This is a genomic window from Ramlibacter albus (genome assembly GCF_014297445.1).
Taxonomy (GTDB): Bacteria; Pseudomonadota; Gammaproteobacteria; order Burkholderiales; family Burkholderiaceae_C; genus Ramlibacter; species Ramlibacter albus.
Map to the genome: position 1 here is coordinate 369,112 of NZ_JACORU010000003.1, position 18,213 is coordinate 387,324.

Annotated in this window: 14 protein-coding genes; 9 read left to right on the top strand and 5 right to left on the bottom strand. The window is 67.8% G+C overall.

Going from position 1 to position 18,213, the window contains the following annotated elements:
- Together gspD and H8R02_RS11200 are read left to right on the top strand one after the other, a co-directional pair.
- Positions 1-2,157, top strand: coding sequence for a type II secretion system secretin GspD (gene gspD / locus H8R02_RS11195; RefSeq protein WP_187081472.1), 2,157 nt, complete (start codon positions 1-3; stop codon positions 2,155-2,157).
- A gap of 5 nt (positions 2,158-2,162) precedes the next feature.
- Positions 2,163-3,551: a GspE/PulE family protein gene (locus H8R02_RS11200; protein WP_187081473.1), complete on the top strand. Its 1,389-nt coding sequence runs from the start codon at positions 2,163-2,165 to the stop codon at positions 3,549-3,551.
- A 36-nt stretch (positions 3,552-3,587) separates the two neighbouring features.
- On the opposite strand, the gene H8R02_RS11205 is transcribed toward H8R02_RS11200, so the two are convergent.
- From H8R02_RS11205 to H8R02_RS11210, 3 genes are all read right to left on the bottom strand, one after another.
- A complete protein-coding gene (locus tag H8R02_RS11205; RefSeq protein ID WP_187081474.1) occupies positions 3,588-5,720 on the bottom strand; it encodes an adenylate/guanylate cyclase domain-containing protein in 2,133 nt (710 codons plus the stop codon).
- Between the two features lie 71 nt (positions 5,721-5,791).
- On the bottom strand, positions 5,792-5,926 hold the full coding sequence (locus H8R02_RS30370) for a hypothetical protein (RefSeq protein ID WP_255429287.1): 135 nt from the start codon (positions 5,924-5,926) through the stop codon (positions 5,792-5,794).
- Positions 5,919-6,119, bottom strand: coding sequence for a hypothetical protein (locus H8R02_RS11210; RefSeq protein ID WP_187081475.1), 201 nt, complete (start codon positions 6,117-6,119; stop codon positions 5,919-5,921). The genes H8R02_RS30370 and H8R02_RS11210 overlap by 8 nt, the downstream gene beginning before the upstream one ends.
- A 151-nt stretch (positions 6,120-6,270) precedes the next feature.
- On the opposite strand from H8R02_RS11210, the gene H8R02_RS11215 reads away from it, so the two are divergent.
- Positions 6,271-6,825: a hemerythrin domain-containing protein gene (locus H8R02_RS11215; protein WP_187081476.1), complete on the top strand. Its 555-nt coding sequence runs from the start codon at positions 6,271-6,273 to the stop codon at positions 6,823-6,825.
- Positions 6,826-6,894: 69 nt separating this feature from the next.
- On the opposite strand, the gene H8R02_RS11220 is transcribed toward H8R02_RS11215, so the two are convergent.
- Positions 6,895-7,857, bottom strand: a complete 963-nt coding sequence (locus tag H8R02_RS11220) for a Bug family tripartite tricarboxylate transporter substrate binding protein (protein WP_187081477.1) — start codon at positions 7,855-7,857, stop codon at positions 6,895-6,897.
- 251 nt (positions 7,858-8,108) lie between these two features.
- Between H8R02_RS11220 and H8R02_RS11225 the strand changes: the two genes are divergently transcribed.
- Both H8R02_RS11225 and H8R02_RS11230 read left to right on the top strand, forming a co-directional pair.
- The gene (locus H8R02_RS11225) at positions 8,109-12,917 is read left to right on the top strand and encodes an RHS repeat-associated core domain-containing protein (protein ID WP_187081478.1); all 4,809 of its coding nucleotides are present in this window, start codon (positions 8,109-8,111) and stop codon (positions 12,915-12,917) included.
- A gap of 50 nt (positions 12,918-12,967) precedes the next feature.
- Positions 12,968-13,141 (top strand): hypothetical protein, encoded by a 174-nt coding sequence (locus tag H8R02_RS11230; RefSeq protein ID WP_255429288.1) that lies wholly within the window; start codon positions 12,968-12,970, stop codon positions 13,139-13,141.
- A gap of 173 nt (positions 13,142-13,314) precedes the next feature.
- On the opposite strand, the gene H8R02_RS11235 is transcribed toward H8R02_RS11230, so the two are convergent.
- Positions 13,315-14,763: an aminotransferase-like domain-containing protein gene (locus H8R02_RS11235; protein WP_187081480.1), complete on the bottom strand. Its 1,449-nt coding sequence runs from the start codon at positions 14,761-14,763 to the stop codon at positions 13,315-13,317.
- A gap of 107 nt (positions 14,764-14,870) precedes the next feature.
- Here H8R02_RS11235 and H8R02_RS11240 point away from each other — a divergent pair, with 107 nt between their 5' ends.
- The 4 genes from H8R02_RS11240 to H8R02_RS11255 are packed head-to-tail and all read left to right on the top strand — an operon-like array spanning position 14,871 to position 18,207.
- Positions 14,871-15,485, top strand: a complete 615-nt coding sequence (locus tag H8R02_RS11240; protein ID WP_187081481.1) for a LysE family translocator — start codon at positions 14,871-14,873, stop codon at positions 15,483-15,485.
- Positions 15,482-16,378, top strand: coding sequence for a DMT family transporter (locus tag H8R02_RS11245; RefSeq protein ID WP_187081482.1), 897 nt, complete (start codon positions 15,482-15,484; stop codon positions 16,376-16,378). Before H8R02_RS11240 ends, H8R02_RS11245 begins: the two co-directional genes overlap by 4 nt.
- A 15-nt stretch (positions 16,379-16,393) precedes the next feature.
- Positions 16,394-17,584 (top strand): aminotransferase-like domain-containing protein, encoded by a 1,191-nt coding sequence (locus H8R02_RS11250; RefSeq protein WP_187081483.1) that lies wholly within the window; start codon positions 16,394-16,396, stop codon positions 17,582-17,584.
- The gene (locus tag H8R02_RS11255) at positions 17,581-18,207 is read left to right on the top strand and encodes a glutathione S-transferase family protein (RefSeq protein ID WP_187081484.1); all 627 of its coding nucleotides are present in this window, start codon (positions 17,581-17,583) and stop codon (positions 18,205-18,207) included. Before H8R02_RS11250 ends, H8R02_RS11255 begins: the two co-directional genes overlap by 4 nt.
- The last annotated feature ends 6 nt before the right edge of the window (positions 18,208-18,213 follow it).

Below are 18,213 nucleotides of genomic sequence, written 5' to 3' on the forward strand. Positions count from 1 at the left end.
ATGCACCTGAGATTCGCCCGTGCCGTTGCCTGCGCTCTCGCGCTGGCCGCGCTCGCGCCCACACTGCACGCGCAGCGCGCCGGCGAGCAGCCCGTGACGCTGAATTTCGTCAACGCCGAGATCGAGGCGGTGGCGCGCACGATGGCCGCCATTACCGGCCGCAACATCGTCGTGGACCCTCGCGTCAAGGGCGCGATCACGCTCTCCACCGACCGGCCCGTGACGCCGCAGCAGGCGTTCAACCAGTTCACCGCCACGCTGCGCCTCTCCGGCTTCACGGTGGTCGAGTCGGGCGGCCTGCTGAAGGTGGTGCCGGAGGCCGACGCCAAGCTGCAGGGCGGCGCGGTGAACACCGGCACGCCCGGCGGCGGCGGGCAGATCGTCACGCAGATCTTCCGGCTCAACTACGAGAACGCGAACAACCTGGTGCCGATCCTGCGGCCGCTGATCAGCCCCAACAACACCATCAACGTGAACCCCGGCAACAACTCGCTGGTGATCACGGACTACGCGGACAACCTGCAGCGCATGGCGCGCATCATCGCGGCGCTCGACGTGTCCAACACCACGGACGTCGAGATCGTGAACCTGCGCCACGCGCTCGCGTCCGACCTCGCGCCCATCGTGCAGCGGCTCGTCGATGCCAGCTCCACCTCGGGCGGCGCAGCCGCCGTGCCGGGCCAGCCCGTGGTGGCCGTCGGCGGCGGCGACGTCGCACGCACCACCGTCATCGCGGAGCCACGCAGCAACTCGCTGATCATCCGCGCGGCCAACCCGGCAAGGCACGCGCTGGTGCGCACGCTGATCGAGCGGCTGGACCAGCCCGGCGCCGGTGGCGACCGCGGCAACATCCACGTCGTCTACCTGAAGAACGCCGACGCGACGCGCTTGGCCGCCGTGCTGCGCGCGGCGCTCGCGAGCCTGCCGAGCACGAGTTCCACTACCGGCGGCGTGGTGGCGGGGGGCGGTGCCGTGGCCGCCGCCGTGCCGGCCGCCGGCATCTCCGCGGGCGGCAACGCGGCGACCGCGCCCGTGCAAGGCGCGGCAGCGCCTTCGACCGGCGGCCAGATCCAGGCCGACCCGGCGACCAACTCGCTGATCATCACCGCGCCCGAGCCGCAGTACCGCCAGATCCGCGCGGTGATCGACCGCCTCGACGCACGCCGCGCGCAGGTGTTCATCGAGAGCCTGATCGCCGAGGTCAATGCCAACAAGCTCTCCGAGTTCGGCATCCAGTGGCAGGGGCCAATCAACAGCGGCGGCACCAACGTGGGCCTGCTGGGCACCAACTTCAGCGTGGGCGGCGCCAACATCGTGAGCCTCGCACTGGCCGCGGCCGGCGTCGGCACGAGCACGACGCTGCCTTCCACGGGCGTGAACCTCGGTATCGCGCATCGCGTGGGCGGCGTGTACGTGCTGGGCTTCCTCGCGCGCTTCCTGCAGTCCAACGGCGACGGCAACATCCTGTCCACGCCCAACCTGCTGACGCTGGACAATGAAGAGGCCAAGATCGTCATCGGCCAGAACGTGCCTTTCGTGACCGGCCAGTACACGAACGCGAACACCGGCACGGGCGGCTCGGTCAACCCTTTCCAGACCATCGAGCGCAAGGACGTGGGCCTGACGCTGCGCGTGCGGCCGCAGATCAGCGAGAACGGCACGGTGAAGCTGCAGATCTTCCAGGAAGTGTCGAGCGTCGACCCGGCCTCCGTGAACTCCGCGCAGGGCCTCATCACCAACAAGCGGTCCATCGAATCGGCCGTGCTGGTGGAGGACGGCGGCGTGGTGGTGCTGGGCGGCCTGCTGCAGGACGAGTACTCCAACACGCAGGAGAAGGTGCCCGGTGCGGGCGACGTGCCGCTGCTGGGCAACCTGTTCCGCTCCGAGTCCAAGACCCGCAAGAAGACGAACCTGATGGTGTTCCTGCGGCCGGTGGTGCTGCGCGACGCCGCGCAGACCGACGAGCTCTCGCTCGACCGCTACGAGTTGATGCGCGGCAAGCAGGACGCGGCGCAGCCCGCGGCCACCGGCAACCTCCGGCTCGACGAAGGCCCGCTGCTGCCGCCGGTGACGCGTCCGCGTACCGCGCCCGGCACGACGACCGCGCCGTCTCCAACCGCCCCGGTCGCGCCCGTCACGGCACCCTCTTCCCGCTGAACACCATGCGTTACCCGCTGCCGTACGCATTCGCGCGCAGCCACCAGCTGCTGCTGGAGGAAGACGGCGACCAGCTCGTGCTGTGGCACGGCACCGCGCCCGCGCCGTCGGCGTGGAGCGAGGTGATGCGCAAGTTCGGCGTGCGCAGCCTGCAGCAGCTGGACGCCAACGCGCTCGCGCAGCGCATCAGCGCCGCCTATGCGCAAGGCGAGTCGAGCGCGGCCAGCGTCGTGAGCGAAGTGCAGAACGACGCCGACCTCTCGCGCATCATGCAGGAGCTGCCCGCCGTGGAAGACCTGCTGGAGGCGAGCGACGACGCGCCCATCATCCGCATGCTCAACGCGCTGCTCACGCAGGCGGCGCGCGACGGCGCGAGCGACATCCACATCGAGCCTTACGAGCGCCACTCGTCCGTGCGGTTCCGCGTCGACGGCACGCTGCGCGAAGTGGTGCAGCCCAACCGAGCACTGCACGCCGCGCTCATCTCCCGCCTGAAGATCATGGCGGAGCTCGACATCGCCGAGAAGCGCCTGCCGCAGGACGGCCGAATCTCGCTGCGCATCGGCACGCGCGCGGTGGACGTGCGCGTGTCCACGCTGCCCAGCGCGCATGGCGAGCGTGCGGTGCTGCGCCTGCTGGACAAGAGCGAGACCAAGCTGAGCCTCGAATCGGTCGGCATGACGGGCGAGACGCTGCGGCGCTTCCTCGGCCTGATCGGCCAGCCGCACGGCATCCTGCTCGTGACCGGCCCCACCGGTTCGGGCAAGACGACCACGCTCTACGCGGCCTTGTCGCGGCTCGATTCGAACGCCGCCAACATCATGACGGTGGAGGACCCGATCGAGTACGAGCTGCCCGGCATCGGCCAGACGCAGGTGAACGCCAAGATCGACCTCGACTTCGCCAAGGCGCTGCGCGCGATCCTGCGGCAGGACCCGGACGTGATCATGATCGGCGAGATCCGCGACTACGAAACCGCGCAGATCGCGATCCAGGCCTCGCTGACCGGCCACCTCGTGCTGGCCACGCTGCACACCAACGACGCCGCCAGCGCGGTGACGCGCCTCATCGACATGGGCGTGGAGCCGTTCCTGCTGTCGTCATCGCTGCTCGGCGTGCTTGCCCAGCGCCTCGTGCGCAAGCTGTGCCCGCACTGCGCCGGCAAGGGCTGTGCCGAATGCGGCCAGACGGGCTACCAGGGCCGCACCGGGGTGTTCGAGCTGATGACGGTGGACGACCGCATCCGCGAGCTGGTGCACAACCGCGCCGCCGAAGCGGAGATCCGCGATACGGCGCTGGCCGCCGGCATGACGCTGATGCGCGACGACGGCGACCGGCTGGTGCGCGAAGGAATCACCTCGCGCGAGGAAGTGCTGCGCGTGACCCGGGACTAGCAGCCGCTAATAGCAGCTAGCAGCAGCTGGCAGCAGCTAGTAGCGGCTGAGCGCCGCAACTCCGCTCGCGGTGCCGCCGGCCATGGCCTGCTCGCAGCGCAGCACCATCACGCGCGAGAGCGCATCGGTCGGGTAGTCCTCGACGATCGCGCGGAAACGCGCGTGCGCGAGCCCCCACTCGCCCTGCTCGAACGAGTCGTACGCATCGTTGGTCAGCATGCACAGCCGCTCGACTTCCGGCGGGGCTTCGAGCTCGGGCCCGGCGTCGCGGATGCCCATGACCTCGTACACCTGCATGTCCTGCCGGCGCCCCTTGACGGTGACCACGCCCATCTTGCGCAGCACCAGCCGCTCGCCCGCCTCGCGGAACACGCTGTGGCTGATGCAGATGCGGGTGCCGAACTCCTTGTTGGTGCCTTCGAGCCGCGAGGCGAGGTTCACGCCGTCGCCCATCACCGTGTAGCTCATGCGCTCGAACGAACCGATGTTGCCCACGATCACGGCGTCGCTGTGGACGCCCACGCGCACCTTCAGCGGCAGCAGGCCCTGCGACATCCACTGCTCGTTGAGCGCCGCCATCTCGTGCTGGATGCGCACCGCCGCCACGCAGGCGCGGTACGCGTGGTCCTGCAGCAGCGCGGGCGCGCCCCAGAAGGCCATCACGCCATCGCCGATGAACTTGTCGAGCGTGCCCATCTCCCGGTTCACGCAGCGCGTGACCACCTCGAAGTAGGCGGAGACGCGCTTGAGCAGCTCCTGCGCCGGCGTGCCCTCGGCCCAGGTGGAGAAATTCTCCAGGTCGGTGAACATCACCGTGAGGAACTGGCTGCGCCCGCCCAGCTCCAGCTTGTGGCCCGGGCCGATCAGCTGGCGCACCAGCTCGCGCGGCACGAACGACGAGAACGCGGTGATCGCGCCCTGCAGCGTGTTGACCGAGCTTGCCAGCGATGCGATCTCGCGGATGCGCGACTGCACCACCTCGCCCTCGGCCGGCTTGAAGTTCTGCACGTCGTACACCTGCTTTTCCAGCAGCTCGAGCGGCCGCGCGATGCGCTTGGAGAAGAAGTAGATCAGCACCACCTGGAAGCCGATGGCCAGCAGCCCGAATATCAGCAGCTTCTGGTTGTTGGACTTCCACTCGCCCAGGAAGTCCTCCAGCGGGGCGACGATGATCACCTCCCACTGCTTGCCGAACTCCTCCGGGAAAGGCGCGAACAGCGCGACGTACTCCTCGCCCTTGTGCATGAAGGCGAAGTTGGTCATGTTGCGGCTGGTGCGCTGGCCGAAGGCGATGGCCGTGAGCGGGTCCTGCAGCTCGTTCAGGCGCACGCGCGCCAGGCCGCCGCCGGACTCGCGCTTGAGCGCCTGCTTGGTGTCCGGGTGCGCGACGATCAGGCCTTCGCGGTCGATGATGAGCGACAGCGAATGCGCGCTGACCGGGCGGTTCTTCAGGTAGTCCGACAGGCTGTCCAGCAGGATGTCGATGGCCATCACGCCCACGAGGTGCTTGTTCGGCCCGGAGAAGATCGGCATGGCGACCGTGACGCCCGGCAGGCCCGTCGTGGCATAGATGTACGGGTTGGAGATGACGAGGTTCTTCTTCTCCACGGCGTCGCGGTACCAGGGGCGCACGCGCGGGTCGTACAGCGCGGGCGCGTCGAGGTGGCCCACCTGCTTCTGCTTGGCGTCGAGGAAGGTGTACTTGTCCAGCGCGGCGCCGCTCTTGCTGCGGTCGATCCAGCGCGTGGCGTATTCCGTCCCCTCCGGCGGCACGGTGTTCTGGATGCGCAGGCCCTTGGGTGTGCGCAGCGCCATGCGGTAGGAGCCGTCGGCGAAGCCGACGAAGACGCTGCTGATGGCGGGGCTGTGGCCCAGCACTTCCATCATCGACGGCGTGGCCTTCTCGGTGCGGTAGAAGTCCGGCTGTTCGGCCGCGACACCCACGCCCACGCGCACGAGGGACGCGATGGGGTCGAGCAGCGCTTCGGTCTGGCTGATGGTCTCGATGCGCGCGCGCTCCATCGACTTGTCGGCGGTGTCGCGGGCCATGCGGTCGTTGGAGATGTAGCCCACCCAGATGGCGGCCGCGAACACGGGCAGCACCATGGAGATGAAGAGGACAACGATGCTGGGGCGCAAACGCCAGGCGCCCATCCCGGGGAAATTCATTCGGCCAGCCCTTCAGAGTGCGGGCGCGCGCGGGCCCGCAGGGCCATGATAGGTGGCCGTGGCGGCGGTGGCTAGACGGCGGAAACCCGGCCCACCCGCTCCGGCGGGCCCTTGGGGCCGGGCTCGCGCACGGGCACCTGCGGGCCGCGTTCGTCCTCGATCGGCGGCGGGGTGGGCTGCGGCGGGGGCGTTGGCGTGCTACCCATTCCGGCTGTCGGACGAAGGTGTAACAGGGGCATCGCTGTCGCCCTGCGGCGACGCGGGCGTGGTGGATGGCATGTTTTCGTTGGCGCGGCCACGGTCATCGTCGCCGGCCTCGGGCTTGGGCTGGGGGATGCGCGCGCGATCGGGCGGCAGGTGCATGACCTCGCGGCCGTGGGGGGTGGGATCGTCGGGCATGGCAGGTCCTTCGCGGAAACGGATGTGCCAAGTTTTGTCACGGCCCGCACGCCCGCGGCCCCGGCGCATGCCGCGAACGCCTGTCGGACGGCGGCGGCAGCTCGTTGATTCGCGTCAATACGGGCGGCGCGCAAGCGTGCATTCTGGATTCATGAGCCACCACCCCGCCGTCGCCGCCTGGCGCCTCGAGCACGAGTACTTCAACCGGCTGCTGCACCTGCTGCAGGAGCAGGTGGACGTGCTGTACACCGGGGAGACACCGAACTACGAGTTGATGCTGGACATCATCGACTACCTGCGCGACTACGCCGACCAGGTGCACCACCCGCGCGAGGACGAAGCCTTCCGCAGGCTTGCCCAACGCAGCGCGCAGCACCGCAAGGTGCTGCAGCGGCTGCACCAGGAGCACCGCGTGATCGCCAAGGCCGGCGAAAACCTGCGCGAGCTGCTGCAGCAGGCCGAGAACGACTCGGTCGTGTCGCGCGCGGAAATCGAAGTGGCCGCCGCCACCTACCTGGTGTACTGGGGCAACCACATCGCGCGCGAGGAAGAGGAGGTGCTGCCCGCCGCCGAGAAGCTGCTCACGGAGTCGGATTGGGCGGCGGCGCGCGACGCGGCGCCGGCCATGACGGACCCGCTGTTCGGCAGCGACCCGCAGGCGCGCTTTCGCAACCTGCGGCGGCGCATCTCGTCCGAGGCGGCCTGACAAATGCGCCCCCACGCTTCGCTGCCCCCCGAGGGGGCGTAGCCGCCTTGGGGGCGGCCCGGCGGCGGCTCAGTCCAGCCGCGCGCCGGAGCGCTTGACCGCGTCGGCCCAGCGCGGCATCTGCTCCTGCAGGTAGCGCGCGAACTCCTCGTGGCCCAGGAACGCCGGGTCGGCGCCCTGCGTGATCATGCGGTTGCGGATGTCCGGGTTGGTGAGGACCTGGCGGAACGCATCGCTCAGCTTCGCGGCCACGTCTTTGGGCAAGCCCGCGGGCGCGAGGAAGCCGTAGAAGCCCACGACTTCGAAGTCCTTGATGCCGCTTTCGATGACGGTGGGCGTGTCCGGCAGTGCGGGATTGCGCTCGCGGCTCGTCACGGCCAGCGCCTTCACCTTGCCCTGCTTGTGGTACGCGGCGGCTTGCGGGATCGATTCGGCCATGAACTGCACCTGGCCGGCCATCAGGTCCGTGAACGCGGGCGCGCTGCCCCGGTACGGAATGTGGACCATGAACAGGCCCGTGGCCGTCTTGAACATCTCCGGCACGAGGTGGCTGATGCCGCCGTTGCCGGCCGAGCCGTAGTTCACCTGGCCGGGGCGCGTCCTTGCGTACGAGACGAATTCGGGCAGCGTGTTGACGGGCACCTTCGGGTTCACCAGCAACGCGAGCGGCTGCATCGCGGTGCGCGCGATGGGCGTGAAGTCGCGCGTCGTGTGGTACGGCAGCTTGGTGTAGAGGGCGGGGTTGATCACCATCACGCCGGTGTTGGCCAGCATGAGCGTGTAGCCGTCGGGCGGGGCCTTCATCACTTCCTGCGCGCCGACCGTGCCGCCGGCGCCGGCCTTGTAGTCGATGACGATGGGCTGGCCGAGGGCGGCTTGCAGTTTCTCGGACAGCAGGCGAGCGTGCTGGTCCAGCGGGCCGCCGGCGGGGAAGCCGATGACGATCCTGATCGGCTTTTCGGGGAAGGCGGCGGTGGCGAGGGTGGAGGTGACGGCGAAAAGGATGGGGGCCAGGAACTTCAACTGCTTCATGGGGGGTCCTCTGTTTCAGACCGGGAGAATATCGCGTGTGCGGCCTGCCCTCCTACGGACGTATAGGTCTCAAGCCCGGCCGTTCTGAATAGATTCCGCTCCGGCCCAGTTAACCAGGGAGCGGACTCTTGCCGACATTGCTCGTCGCGCGCGCCTGCGCGCTCATTCGCCGTCTTGCGCCTGCACTTCTTGCAGCCGCGTTTTTCGGATTGCCTTCACTGCCCGCACACGCCGGGGGGCAGGTCGAAGTCTTGTCCAAGTGTCCTGCCTCGTGGTGGGCCGCCTCGCAGCGCTTCACGGCCAGCTGCACCAAGGAAGCGGCCTGCACCAAATACACCGGCACACGCACGTTCCAGGGCATCTACGTTTCGATGTCGGGCAACCAGTACTGCGAGTACACGGATGGGTACAGGGCGACCCTGACCGGGCTGTACCCGGAGCCGGGCGACTACTCCTGCCCTGCCAACGCGACGCTCAGCTTCACCTCGTGGGGGCAGTACCCGCAGTGCTTCTGCGATGACGGGTACCTGACGCAGGACGGCAAGACCTGCACGTCGCCGACACCGCGCACGGTGGCGTCGAACGGTGGAAGAACCATCAAGGTCGGTGACGGGCCCGTCGTGTTCACGGCCAAGGTGATGCAGGGCACGCCCAAAGCCGGGGTGATGGTGCTGCTGTACCTGCACACCGGCAACTTCGGGGGATTCACGTTCGAGAGCACCCCGTACACCGACGCAAATGGGGAGGTGCGCATCAAGTACTCGTCGACGTGGGACCTGGTGGGCGCGACTCGAGAGGCCGTGCTGTCCATTGCCTGCGAAGGCTGCACGAACCGGGCATTGGTCAAGATGACGGTGCTGGGGCGGCCGGCACAGCAGGCGCAGATGTGCCATCGCACCCCGCTGCCCATCGAGCTCACGTCGGGCACCAAGCTGCTGGCCGAAACCGACATCCGCGACACGCGGCCGCATCCGTTGACGCTCACGCGGCACTTCGCGAGCCGCTGGGATGAAGCACCTGCGGCGGGGTTGGGCGCGTCGTGGAGCCATAACCATGCGCACCGTGTCGTGCTCGGCACGGAGTGGCGCACGGTGCTCTTCGGTGACGGCGCCTCCATCCGCTTCCGCAATGCGGCCGTGCCGGCAGGCGCTGGTGCCAACTGGAGTTGCCCGGCGGGCGCGGATTGCGCGGCGCCCGCGATCGTGCCCACCGGGCCGGCCTCGTGGCAGGCCGACGGCAACGCGGACACGATGACGGAAACAGCTGACCGCATCGTGGTCAGGCGCACCGATGACGAGACCGTCTTCGAGTTCGACAAGGCGACAGGCCGTGTGCTCCTCGTGCGCAGCCGCAACGGCTGGGCCTATGGCTACGCCTACTCGGGCGGCCAGCTCTCTCGTGTCACCAACGCCTTCGGCCGCTCGCTTTCGTTCCAAACCGATTCTGCAGGTCGCCTGGTGCGGGTCAGCGGATCGGGCAGCGCGGTGGCGTTCGGCTTCGACGCCACCGGACGCCTTGCAGGCAGCAGCTACCCGAACGGCACGAGCCGAGGCTATCTCTATGAAGACGCGCGCTGGCCGAACGCCGTGACAGGGCTGATCGACCAGAACGGCCAACGCTGGGGCAACTACGCGTACGACGAGACAGGTCGTGCGATCCTGAGTGAACTGGCCGGCGGTGTGGCTCGGCGCAGCGTTGCCTACGGCAACCAATCCACGGCGGTCACCGACCCTCTGGGCACCACGCGCAGCTTCCAGTACTCGCGCCTGGGCGGCGCAGCCAGCGGCATTGCGCTCACGCAAGCGAGCGCACCCGGTGGCGACGGCAGCGACGTCGCGCAGCGCACACTCGACGCAAACGGGCTCGTGACCAGCGAGACCGACTACCTCGGCGTCACCACGCTTTTCTCGTGGGACGCGCAACGCCGGCTGCCGACTTCGCAGACCAACGCGGCGAACCGGCCGGAGGCACAGACTTCACAGCTCGAGTGGCATCCCACGATGCGCCTGCCAGTGCGCATCACCGAAGCCGGCCGCGTCACCGAACTGAGTTACGACAGCCTGGGCAACTTGCTCACGGAGACGGTGACAGACACCCCCAGAGGCGAATCGCGCACTTGGCGATGGACCTATGGCGCCAACAATCTCCCCGCCACGGCCACGGAACCGACGGGCGTCGTCTGGACCATGGGTTACGACAGCGAGGGGAGCCGGACGAGCCTTCGTGATCCGCTGGGGCAAGTGACGACGTGGACGTTCGATGAAGCTGGCCGAGTCCTCACGCAAACCGCGCCGAGCGGGCTCGTCACCCGCTACGCCTACGACCTCGCTGGCCAAGTGGTTGCGCAGGAGAGCGGCGGCGAGACCACCCGCTTTGCATACATGCCCAGCGGCCAGCTTGCCAGCGCGACGCTCCACAGTGGTTACCAGGTCACCTACTCCTATGACGCGGCCCACCGCTTGATCGGCGCGTCCGACAGCAACGGCGCAGTCGTCACGTACACCCTCGACCGCGCTGGCAACGCCGTGCGCCACGAGGTGAAGGACGCGAGCGGCAACATCGCGCAGGCGACGAGCCGCGTCATCAACGCGCTCAACCAGGTCGCGCAGGTGCAGGGCGCCGCCGGCCAGGCAACGCAGCTTGGGTACGACGCGAATGGGTCGCAGGTCTCGGAGACCGACCCGCTGACCCAGACCACCACGCAGGCGCTCGATGCGCTGCGGCGTGCCACGGTCACCACCTTCGACGACAACGCCACGGCGACCCAGTCATGGAACGCACTGGACCAGCTCACGAAGGTTGTGGACCCGAAGAACGTAGCCACCGGCTACGAGGTGAACGCCTTCGGCGAGGTGATGCGCGAGACGAGCCCCGATATCGGCAGCATCACGTACACCCGCAACGCCAATGGCGAAGTGACTCAGAGCACGGACGCAAAGAACCAGACGACACGCATCGACCGCGACGCGCTCGGCCGCGCAACCGCCGTCCGCTTCTCCGCCGGCAGCACGACGACGCTCGCCTACGACGCCGCCGGCGCGATTGCCAAGGCCGAAACCAAGGGCGGCACGAGCTCGTACACCCGCGACCCGCTCAGCCGTCCGGCGCTGGTCGACAACACGGTCAACGACAACCCGTCCAATCCCAGCCGCTTCCGCGTTGGCTACACGTATTCCGCTGGCAACCTCTCGAAGATCGTCTACCCGAGCGGATTGCAGGTGGTCTACAGAAGAACCGCTGGCCGCATCACCGGGATCGACGTGCTGGAGCCGGGCAAGAACAAAGTGACGTTCGCCTTCATGAGCAACATCACCCACACGGCGCTGGGCCAGCCGCGCAGTTGGGCGTGGAGCAACGGGGATACCGCCGCGCGCACCTTCGACAGCGACGGCAGGATGACCTCTACGGAGTTCTCCCGGTACACGTGGGATTCGGCGGGGCGTATCACGGGCATCGTTCAGGACCTGTGGGCCACGCGCACCGTGATCAGCGGCACAACGACCGTCGCCGAGCTGTACAAGGCGCCGATCACGTGGACCGCGGGCTACGACCGCCGGAATCGCTTGACGAGCCTCGAGCGCCAAGGCGCCAGGAGCGTCTACTCCTACGATGCCAACTCAAACCGCCTCACCGCCTTGGAGACACAAGGCAGCGATGTGGACCTCGAAGGCACTTTCGACCAACCGAACTTCGCGCAGTCGGCAAACACCGCACTGAAGATTGACGACGGTAGCAACCGTCTACTCGGATTCACGCAGACCCTGACGCGCACGCAGAACGGCCAGCCGGTGTCCAGCACCAGCAGCACGGTCAGCTACGGCATCGACGCCAACGGCTCGATGACTTCCGACGGCCTTCGCAAGTTCGTTTACGACGACACCGGCCGAATCTCCCGCGTCGAGCTCATGAAGGACGGTGAGGCCGCCGCCATCCGTTACCTGTACAACTGGCGCGGGCAGCGAATCTTCAAGAGCGAACCCGAGGTTGCGCAGACACTGCCGAACGAGACTGTCCTGGGCAACAGCTTCGTCAACTGGCTGCGCAAGAACTTCGGCTGGATCTTTGCGAAGGGCAATGGCGCGAACACCAGCGTCGGCCAAGCGTTCGTCTATGCGGACGGCGAGCTCCCGAGCTGGGCGATGCTCGGAGAGTACGACAACGGCTCCGCGAGCGGTCGTGGCACGTCGGAGTACATCTGGCTGCCGACGAAAGATGGCAGCGCGCTGCTCGCGGGCATCTACCGCAACGGGAAGTTCTACGCGATGCACACCGACCACATCGGTTCGCCGCGACTGATCACGGACAGCAGCAATCAGGTGGTGTGGCAGTGGGCGTATTCAGCGTCCGGGTCCAATCGACCGACAGGTGTGCTTTGGACCTCGGGCAGTGTGCTGCTGAAGGCTACGACTCCTGCAGTCGTGGTGAACCACCGATTCGAAGGCCAGTACTACGACTCTGAGACCGAACTGAATCAGAACGGCTTCCGAAGCTACTGCCCAGTTTGTGGCGGCCGGTATGCGCAGACCGACCCCGTGGGCTTGGTTGGAGGATGGAGTCGCGTCGCCTACGCGAACATGAGTCCCCTCGTGTTCTCCGACGCGAAGGGTCTGCAGGCTGGCGGAAACGGTCTTCCAAACATCGAAGGAGAGTTCAAGCAGTACCAAGACGCTCTTGTCGACGTTTACACGAGCATAGGCCTGCTCGCCGCGACGGACGGGGTGGGCGCCTTGGCTGGGCGGTTGCTCGCGACGCTGCGGATCACAAAGCCAATTGCAAATTGCGCCATCGCGGAGAACCGTGTCCGGCACATCTTCCGTGACGCTCCGGGGCACTTGCGCGACACCCCTGCAAATCGTGCGTTGCTCGAAGAGCTCACGGGGGATGCAAAGGCAGTTCTCGGCAAGGACAAGTGGGGCAACACGTGGCATGCAAGAACTCAGGCGGATGGAACCCAGCTCTGGGCGCAAAGTCGAAACGGTGAGATCATTAATGGAGGGCTGAACGCGGAGGCCAGACCGTTCAACCCGAGTTCAGGCCTCTCCTTGCCTGTCAAACCATGAGCATTTGTATGGAACAGGAAATGTTGTCCACAGTCGATGGATATCGAGCAATGGTCTTTTTCATCGAGCATCTCTTCGAGATGACGCGATCCGACGACCTTGCAGGCATCCTGGGCGGCTTGCAGGTAGCTGCCGACGGACGGCCGATGGACCCGGCCGCCTGGACGGATTGGCTCGACGCAGTCTCGCGAGCGCGTCTGAACTCACATTCGGATGAATTGTGACGCTGGTGTGAGTACATCACCAGCTGTAGTGCCTTCCATTGCTTCGGGAGAGGCGTCGATCGACCTCGACTTGCAGCGTCGCCACGAGACCGCGTTCGTCAAATGAGAGCGAGTCGGGACATCAGTACTTGCTCGTCAATACTCAGCACGGTGGCAAGTAGTTCGACGGCCCCTCACATCTTCCTGCGCACTTCCCCGAACTTCTTCCAGAACCCCGCCTCCTGCGTCGTCGCGAAGTTGATGCGCATGAGCGTGCTCGGCTTGCGCTCCGCATGGAACAACGCGCCGGGCGCGAGCAGGTAGCCCTCGTCGAGCATCCGCTGCGCCAGCGCATCGGTGTCCACGCCGGTGTCGACCCAACCGAACAAACCGGCGGGCTCCGCAACGAACTCGCACCCCGCATTCATCGCCAGCTTCACGCTGCGCGAGCGCGCCGCATCGAGCTTGGTGCGGATGCGCTCCGCATGCCGGCGGAACTGGCCCTGCTCGATGCACAGCGCCAGCGCCCGCTCCAGCAACGCGGGCGTGGTGAGCGTGGCCAGCAGCTTCGTGTCCAGCAGCTGTTCCACAAGTGACGTGGGCGCGGCGAGGTAGCCGATGCGCCAGTTGGGCGCGAGGATCTTCGCGAAGCCGCTCACGTAGATCGTGCGCTGCAGGCCGTCGAGCGCGCACAGGCGCGGCGCATGCGCGGGCGCGATGTGGCTGTAGGTGTCGTCCTCGACGATGTGGAAGTCGTGCTTGTTCGCGAGTTGCAGGATACGGTGCGCGCTGCCGGGCGTGAGGCAGTAGCTCGTGGGGTTGTGCAGCACGCTCACGCTCACGTACAGCTTGGGCTTGTGCAGCTCGCAGTACTTCGCCATCACGTCCAGGTCCGGCCCGTCGGCGCGGCGCGGCACGGGCAGCATGCGCATGCCCAGTGCGTCGAGGCGCGCGAACTCCACCGCCCAGCCCGGCTCCTCCACCATCACCGGGTCGCCGGGGCGCAGCATCGTGCGGCTGACGATGTCGAGCGCGTGCGTCGCGCCCACCGTGGTGATGATCTGCTCCGGCGCGGCGGGCACGTTGATGCCCGCGAGCTTCTGCGCGAGCGCGCGGCGCAACGCCGGGTCGCCCATCGGCTCGCCGTACTTCAACGAGAAGTCGTGCAGCGCCCGCGTGCTCGTCACCTTGCGCACCGCGGCCGACATGAAGGTGGACTCCATCCACTCCGGCGGCAGCACGCCCATGCCCGGCTGCGGCTTGTTGCTGATCTTGTGGAACATGCCGCGGATGAGCGCCGTGGCATTGACCGGCGCCTGCGCGCGGCGCGCGGCCAGGAAGTGCATCGTGCTGAAGCCGTTGGCAAACGTCTCGCCCGGCACGCTGGGCGGCGCCTCCTCCACCCGCACGGGCGCGGCTTCGCGCACAAAGAAGCCGCGGTTCTTGCGCGCCTCCACCAAGCCCTGCGCGAGCAGCTGGTCGTACGCGGCCACCACCGTCGACGGGCTCACGCCGTGCTGCTGCGCGCACTGCCGCACGCTGGGCAGCCGCGCACCCGGCACCATCAGCCGGTTGCGGATGCGCTCGCCGAAGCGCGCCGCGAGCTGCTCGGTGAGCGATTGCGAACTGGCCTTCATCAGCATGGGCGTGGGTCCTTTCGGTGTACTGCCGAAGCGGGCAATACAGTTTCCCCGGTGATCTGGCAAACTGTACTGGCTGTGTACTGGTGACGAACATTACAGTGAACTTCATGTCCCCGCAAGAGCTGACCGCACTGCTCCTGTTCTGCACGGCGATGAGCTTCTCGCCGGGGCCGAACACGACGCTGTCCACCGCGCTCGCGGCCAACCACGGCCTCAGGCGCGCGCTGCGCTTCTGCGTGGCCGTGCCCATGGGCTGGACGCTGATGATGGTGCTCAGCGGCCTGGGCCTCGGCGCCATCGTGCTGGGCGTGCCGGCGCTGCGCTGGGGCGTGAAGCTGGTGGGCGTCGGCTACATGGTGTGGCTGGCGTGGAAGGTGGCCACGGCGTCGAAGCTGTCCGAAGTGGATGCGTCCCGGCTGAACGTCGGCTTCTGGCAGGGCGTGGGCCTGCAGTTCGTCAACATCAAGGCATGGATGCTCGCGCTCACGCTCACCGCGGGCTGGGTGGTCAATGCCGGTGGCCAACCCGCGGCCAACCCGAACGAGCGGCTCGCGATCATCTGCGCGGTGATGCTCGCCTTCGCGTTCTCGAGCAACTTCACTTATGCGCTGGTGGGCTCGATGCTTCGCCGCTGGCTCGCGCACGGGCAGCGGCTGCTCTGGTTCAACCGCGGGCTTGCGCTCATCCTGCTTGCCACCGCCGCGTGGATGGTGGTGGTGTGAGGAAGGAAGAAATCCAGGGCCTGTGGCTCGGCCTCGCCGGTGTCGTGATCTTCGCGCTCACGCTGCCGATGACGCGCCTGGCCGTGGGCACGCCGGCCGACCCGCAGATGTCGGGTGTGTTCATCGCGCTGGGCCGCGCGGCGGTCGCTGCGATCTTCTCGGCGGCTTATTTGCTGGCGACGCGCGCGCCGTGGCCGACGCGCGAGCAATGGCTGCCACTGGCGATCACGTCCGCGGGCGTGGTGTTCGGTTTCCCGCTCTTCACGTCGATCGCGATGCGCTACGTCGAAGCCGTGCACGCGAGCGTGATCGTCGGTGTGCTGCCGCTGGCCACCGCGGCGGTCGGCGCGATGCTGCACCGGCAGAAACCCTCCCCCGGCTTCTGGGCCTGCGCGGCCGCCGGCAGCGCGCTCGTCGTGGCATTTGCAGTGCTCAAGGCAGGAAGCGGCGTCGCCTTGCACCCCGCCGACGCGCTGCTGCTCGCGGCCATGGGTTGCGCAGCCGTCGGCTACGGCTACGGCGCGCGCCTGTCGCAGACGATGCGCGCCGAGCACGTCATCTGCTGGGCGCTCGTGATCTCCCTGCCCGTCACCCTGCCCTTCGCGCTCGCCACAAGGCCGCAACACGAGCTGAACGACTCGGCGTGGTGGGGCTTCGCGTACGTCGCCGTGTTCTCGATGTGGATCGGCTTCTTCGCGTGGTACCGCGGCCTCGCGCTGGGCGGCACGGTGCGCGTGAGCCAGGTGCAGCTGGTGCAGCCCTTCCTCAGCATGCTGTTCGCCGTGCCGCTGCTCGGCGAGCGGCTCGATACCCTGACCCTCGCTTTCGCCGTGGCGGTGATCGCGACCGTTTTCGTCGGCAAGAAGATGCCCGTGCAACTGGCGCGGGCCTGACCTGGAGCCCCTGGAATGAAGATGAACGACCTGAAGCCCACCTGGACCCTCGCGCGCCGCGCCGAGCGCATGAACCCCTCGGTGATCCGCGAGATCCTCAAGGTCACGGAGCGGCCGGGCATCATCAGCTTCGCGGGCGGCCTGCCCTCGCCCAAGACCTTCCCCGTCACGGAGTTCGAGCAGGCCTGCGCCGAAGTGCTGCGCACCGACGGGCAGGCCGCGCTGCAGTACGCGGCGAGCGAAGGCTATGCGCCGCTGCGTGAAGCGGTGGCGGCGATGCTGCCGTGGAACGTCGACGCGTCGCAGGTGCTCATCACCACCGGCTCGCAGCAGGGCCTGGACCTCGTGGCCAAGGTGCTGATCGACGCCGACAGCCGCATCCTCGTGGAAACGCCCACCTACCTCGGCGCGCTGCAGGCCTTCACGCCCATGGAGCCGCAGGTCGTGGGCGTCGCCAGCGATGCGGAAGGCGTGGACGTGGACGACCTCGCGCGCAAGGCCGACGGCGCGCGCTTCTTCTATGTGCTGCCCAACTTCCAGAACCCCACCGGCCGCACGATGAGCGAAGCGCGCCGCGCGGCGCTCGTCCAAAGCGCAGCCGAGCACGGCCTGCCGATCGTGGAAGACAACCCCTACGGCGACCTGTGGTTCGACGCGCCGCCGCCGGCGCCGCTCACCGCACGCAACCCGGAGGGCATGATCTACCTCGGCTCCTTCTCCAAGGTGCTCGCGCCGGGCCTGCGCCTGGGCTACATCGTCGCGCCCGCGGCCATCGCGCCCAAGCTGCTGCAGGCCAAGCAGGCGGCCGACCTGCACAGCCCCACGTTCAACCAGCGCATGGTGGCCGAGGTGCTGAAGAACGGCTTCCTCGGCCGCCACGTGCCGAAGATCCGCGCGCTGTACAAGTCGCAGCGCGACGCGATGCTGGCTGCGCTGACGCGCGAGCTGGGCGACCTCGACGTGAGCTGGAACGCGCCCGACGGCGGCATGTTCCTGTGGGCGCGCCTGCCCGAAGGGCTGTCCGCGATCGACCTGCTGCCGAAGGCCGTGGAGCGCGGCGTCGCGTTCGTGCCGGGCGCGGCGTTCTACGCCGAGCATGCGGATCCGCGCACGCTGCGGTTGTCGTTCGTGACGGCGACGGTGGAGCAGATCGACACGGGAGTCGCTGCGCTGGGGCAGGCGATCCGGGAAGCCATCCGGCAATGACGACGCGCATCTGGGGCCGCATTTCCTCCATCAACGTCCGCAAGGTCGTGCTGGCGGCGCAGTGGCTGCAGGTGCCGTTCGAGCGCATCGACGCGGGCGCTGCGTTCGGTGTCACGAAGACACCCGAGTACATCGCGAAGAACCCCAACTCGCTGGTCCCGGTGCTCGAGGAGCCCGACGGCTTCACGCTCTACGAATCGAACGTGATCGTGCGCTACCTCGCGGCGAAGCATTCACCCGGCGCGTTGTACCCCACCGACCTGCGCGAACGCTTCGACGCGGAGCGCTGGATGGACTGGCAGCAGACCACATTGAACCCCGCCGGCCGCGAAGCGTTCATCCAGTACGTCCGCACGCCGGCCGAAAAGCGCAGCGACGAGAAAATTGCAGGCTCGGTGCAGCTCGCCGAACCGTTGCTCGACGTGCTCGAAGCCCACCTGGCCTCCCGACAATTCATGGCAGGCGACGGGTTGACCATGGCGGACATCCCCATCGCCTGCGAGATGCATCGCTGGTGGGGCCTGCCGATGCAACACAAGCCACGCCCGCACCTGCGGGCCTGGTACGACGGCATCCGCGCGCTGCCTGCCGCGCGCGGCGTGCTGGACATTGCCCTATCGTGAGGACTC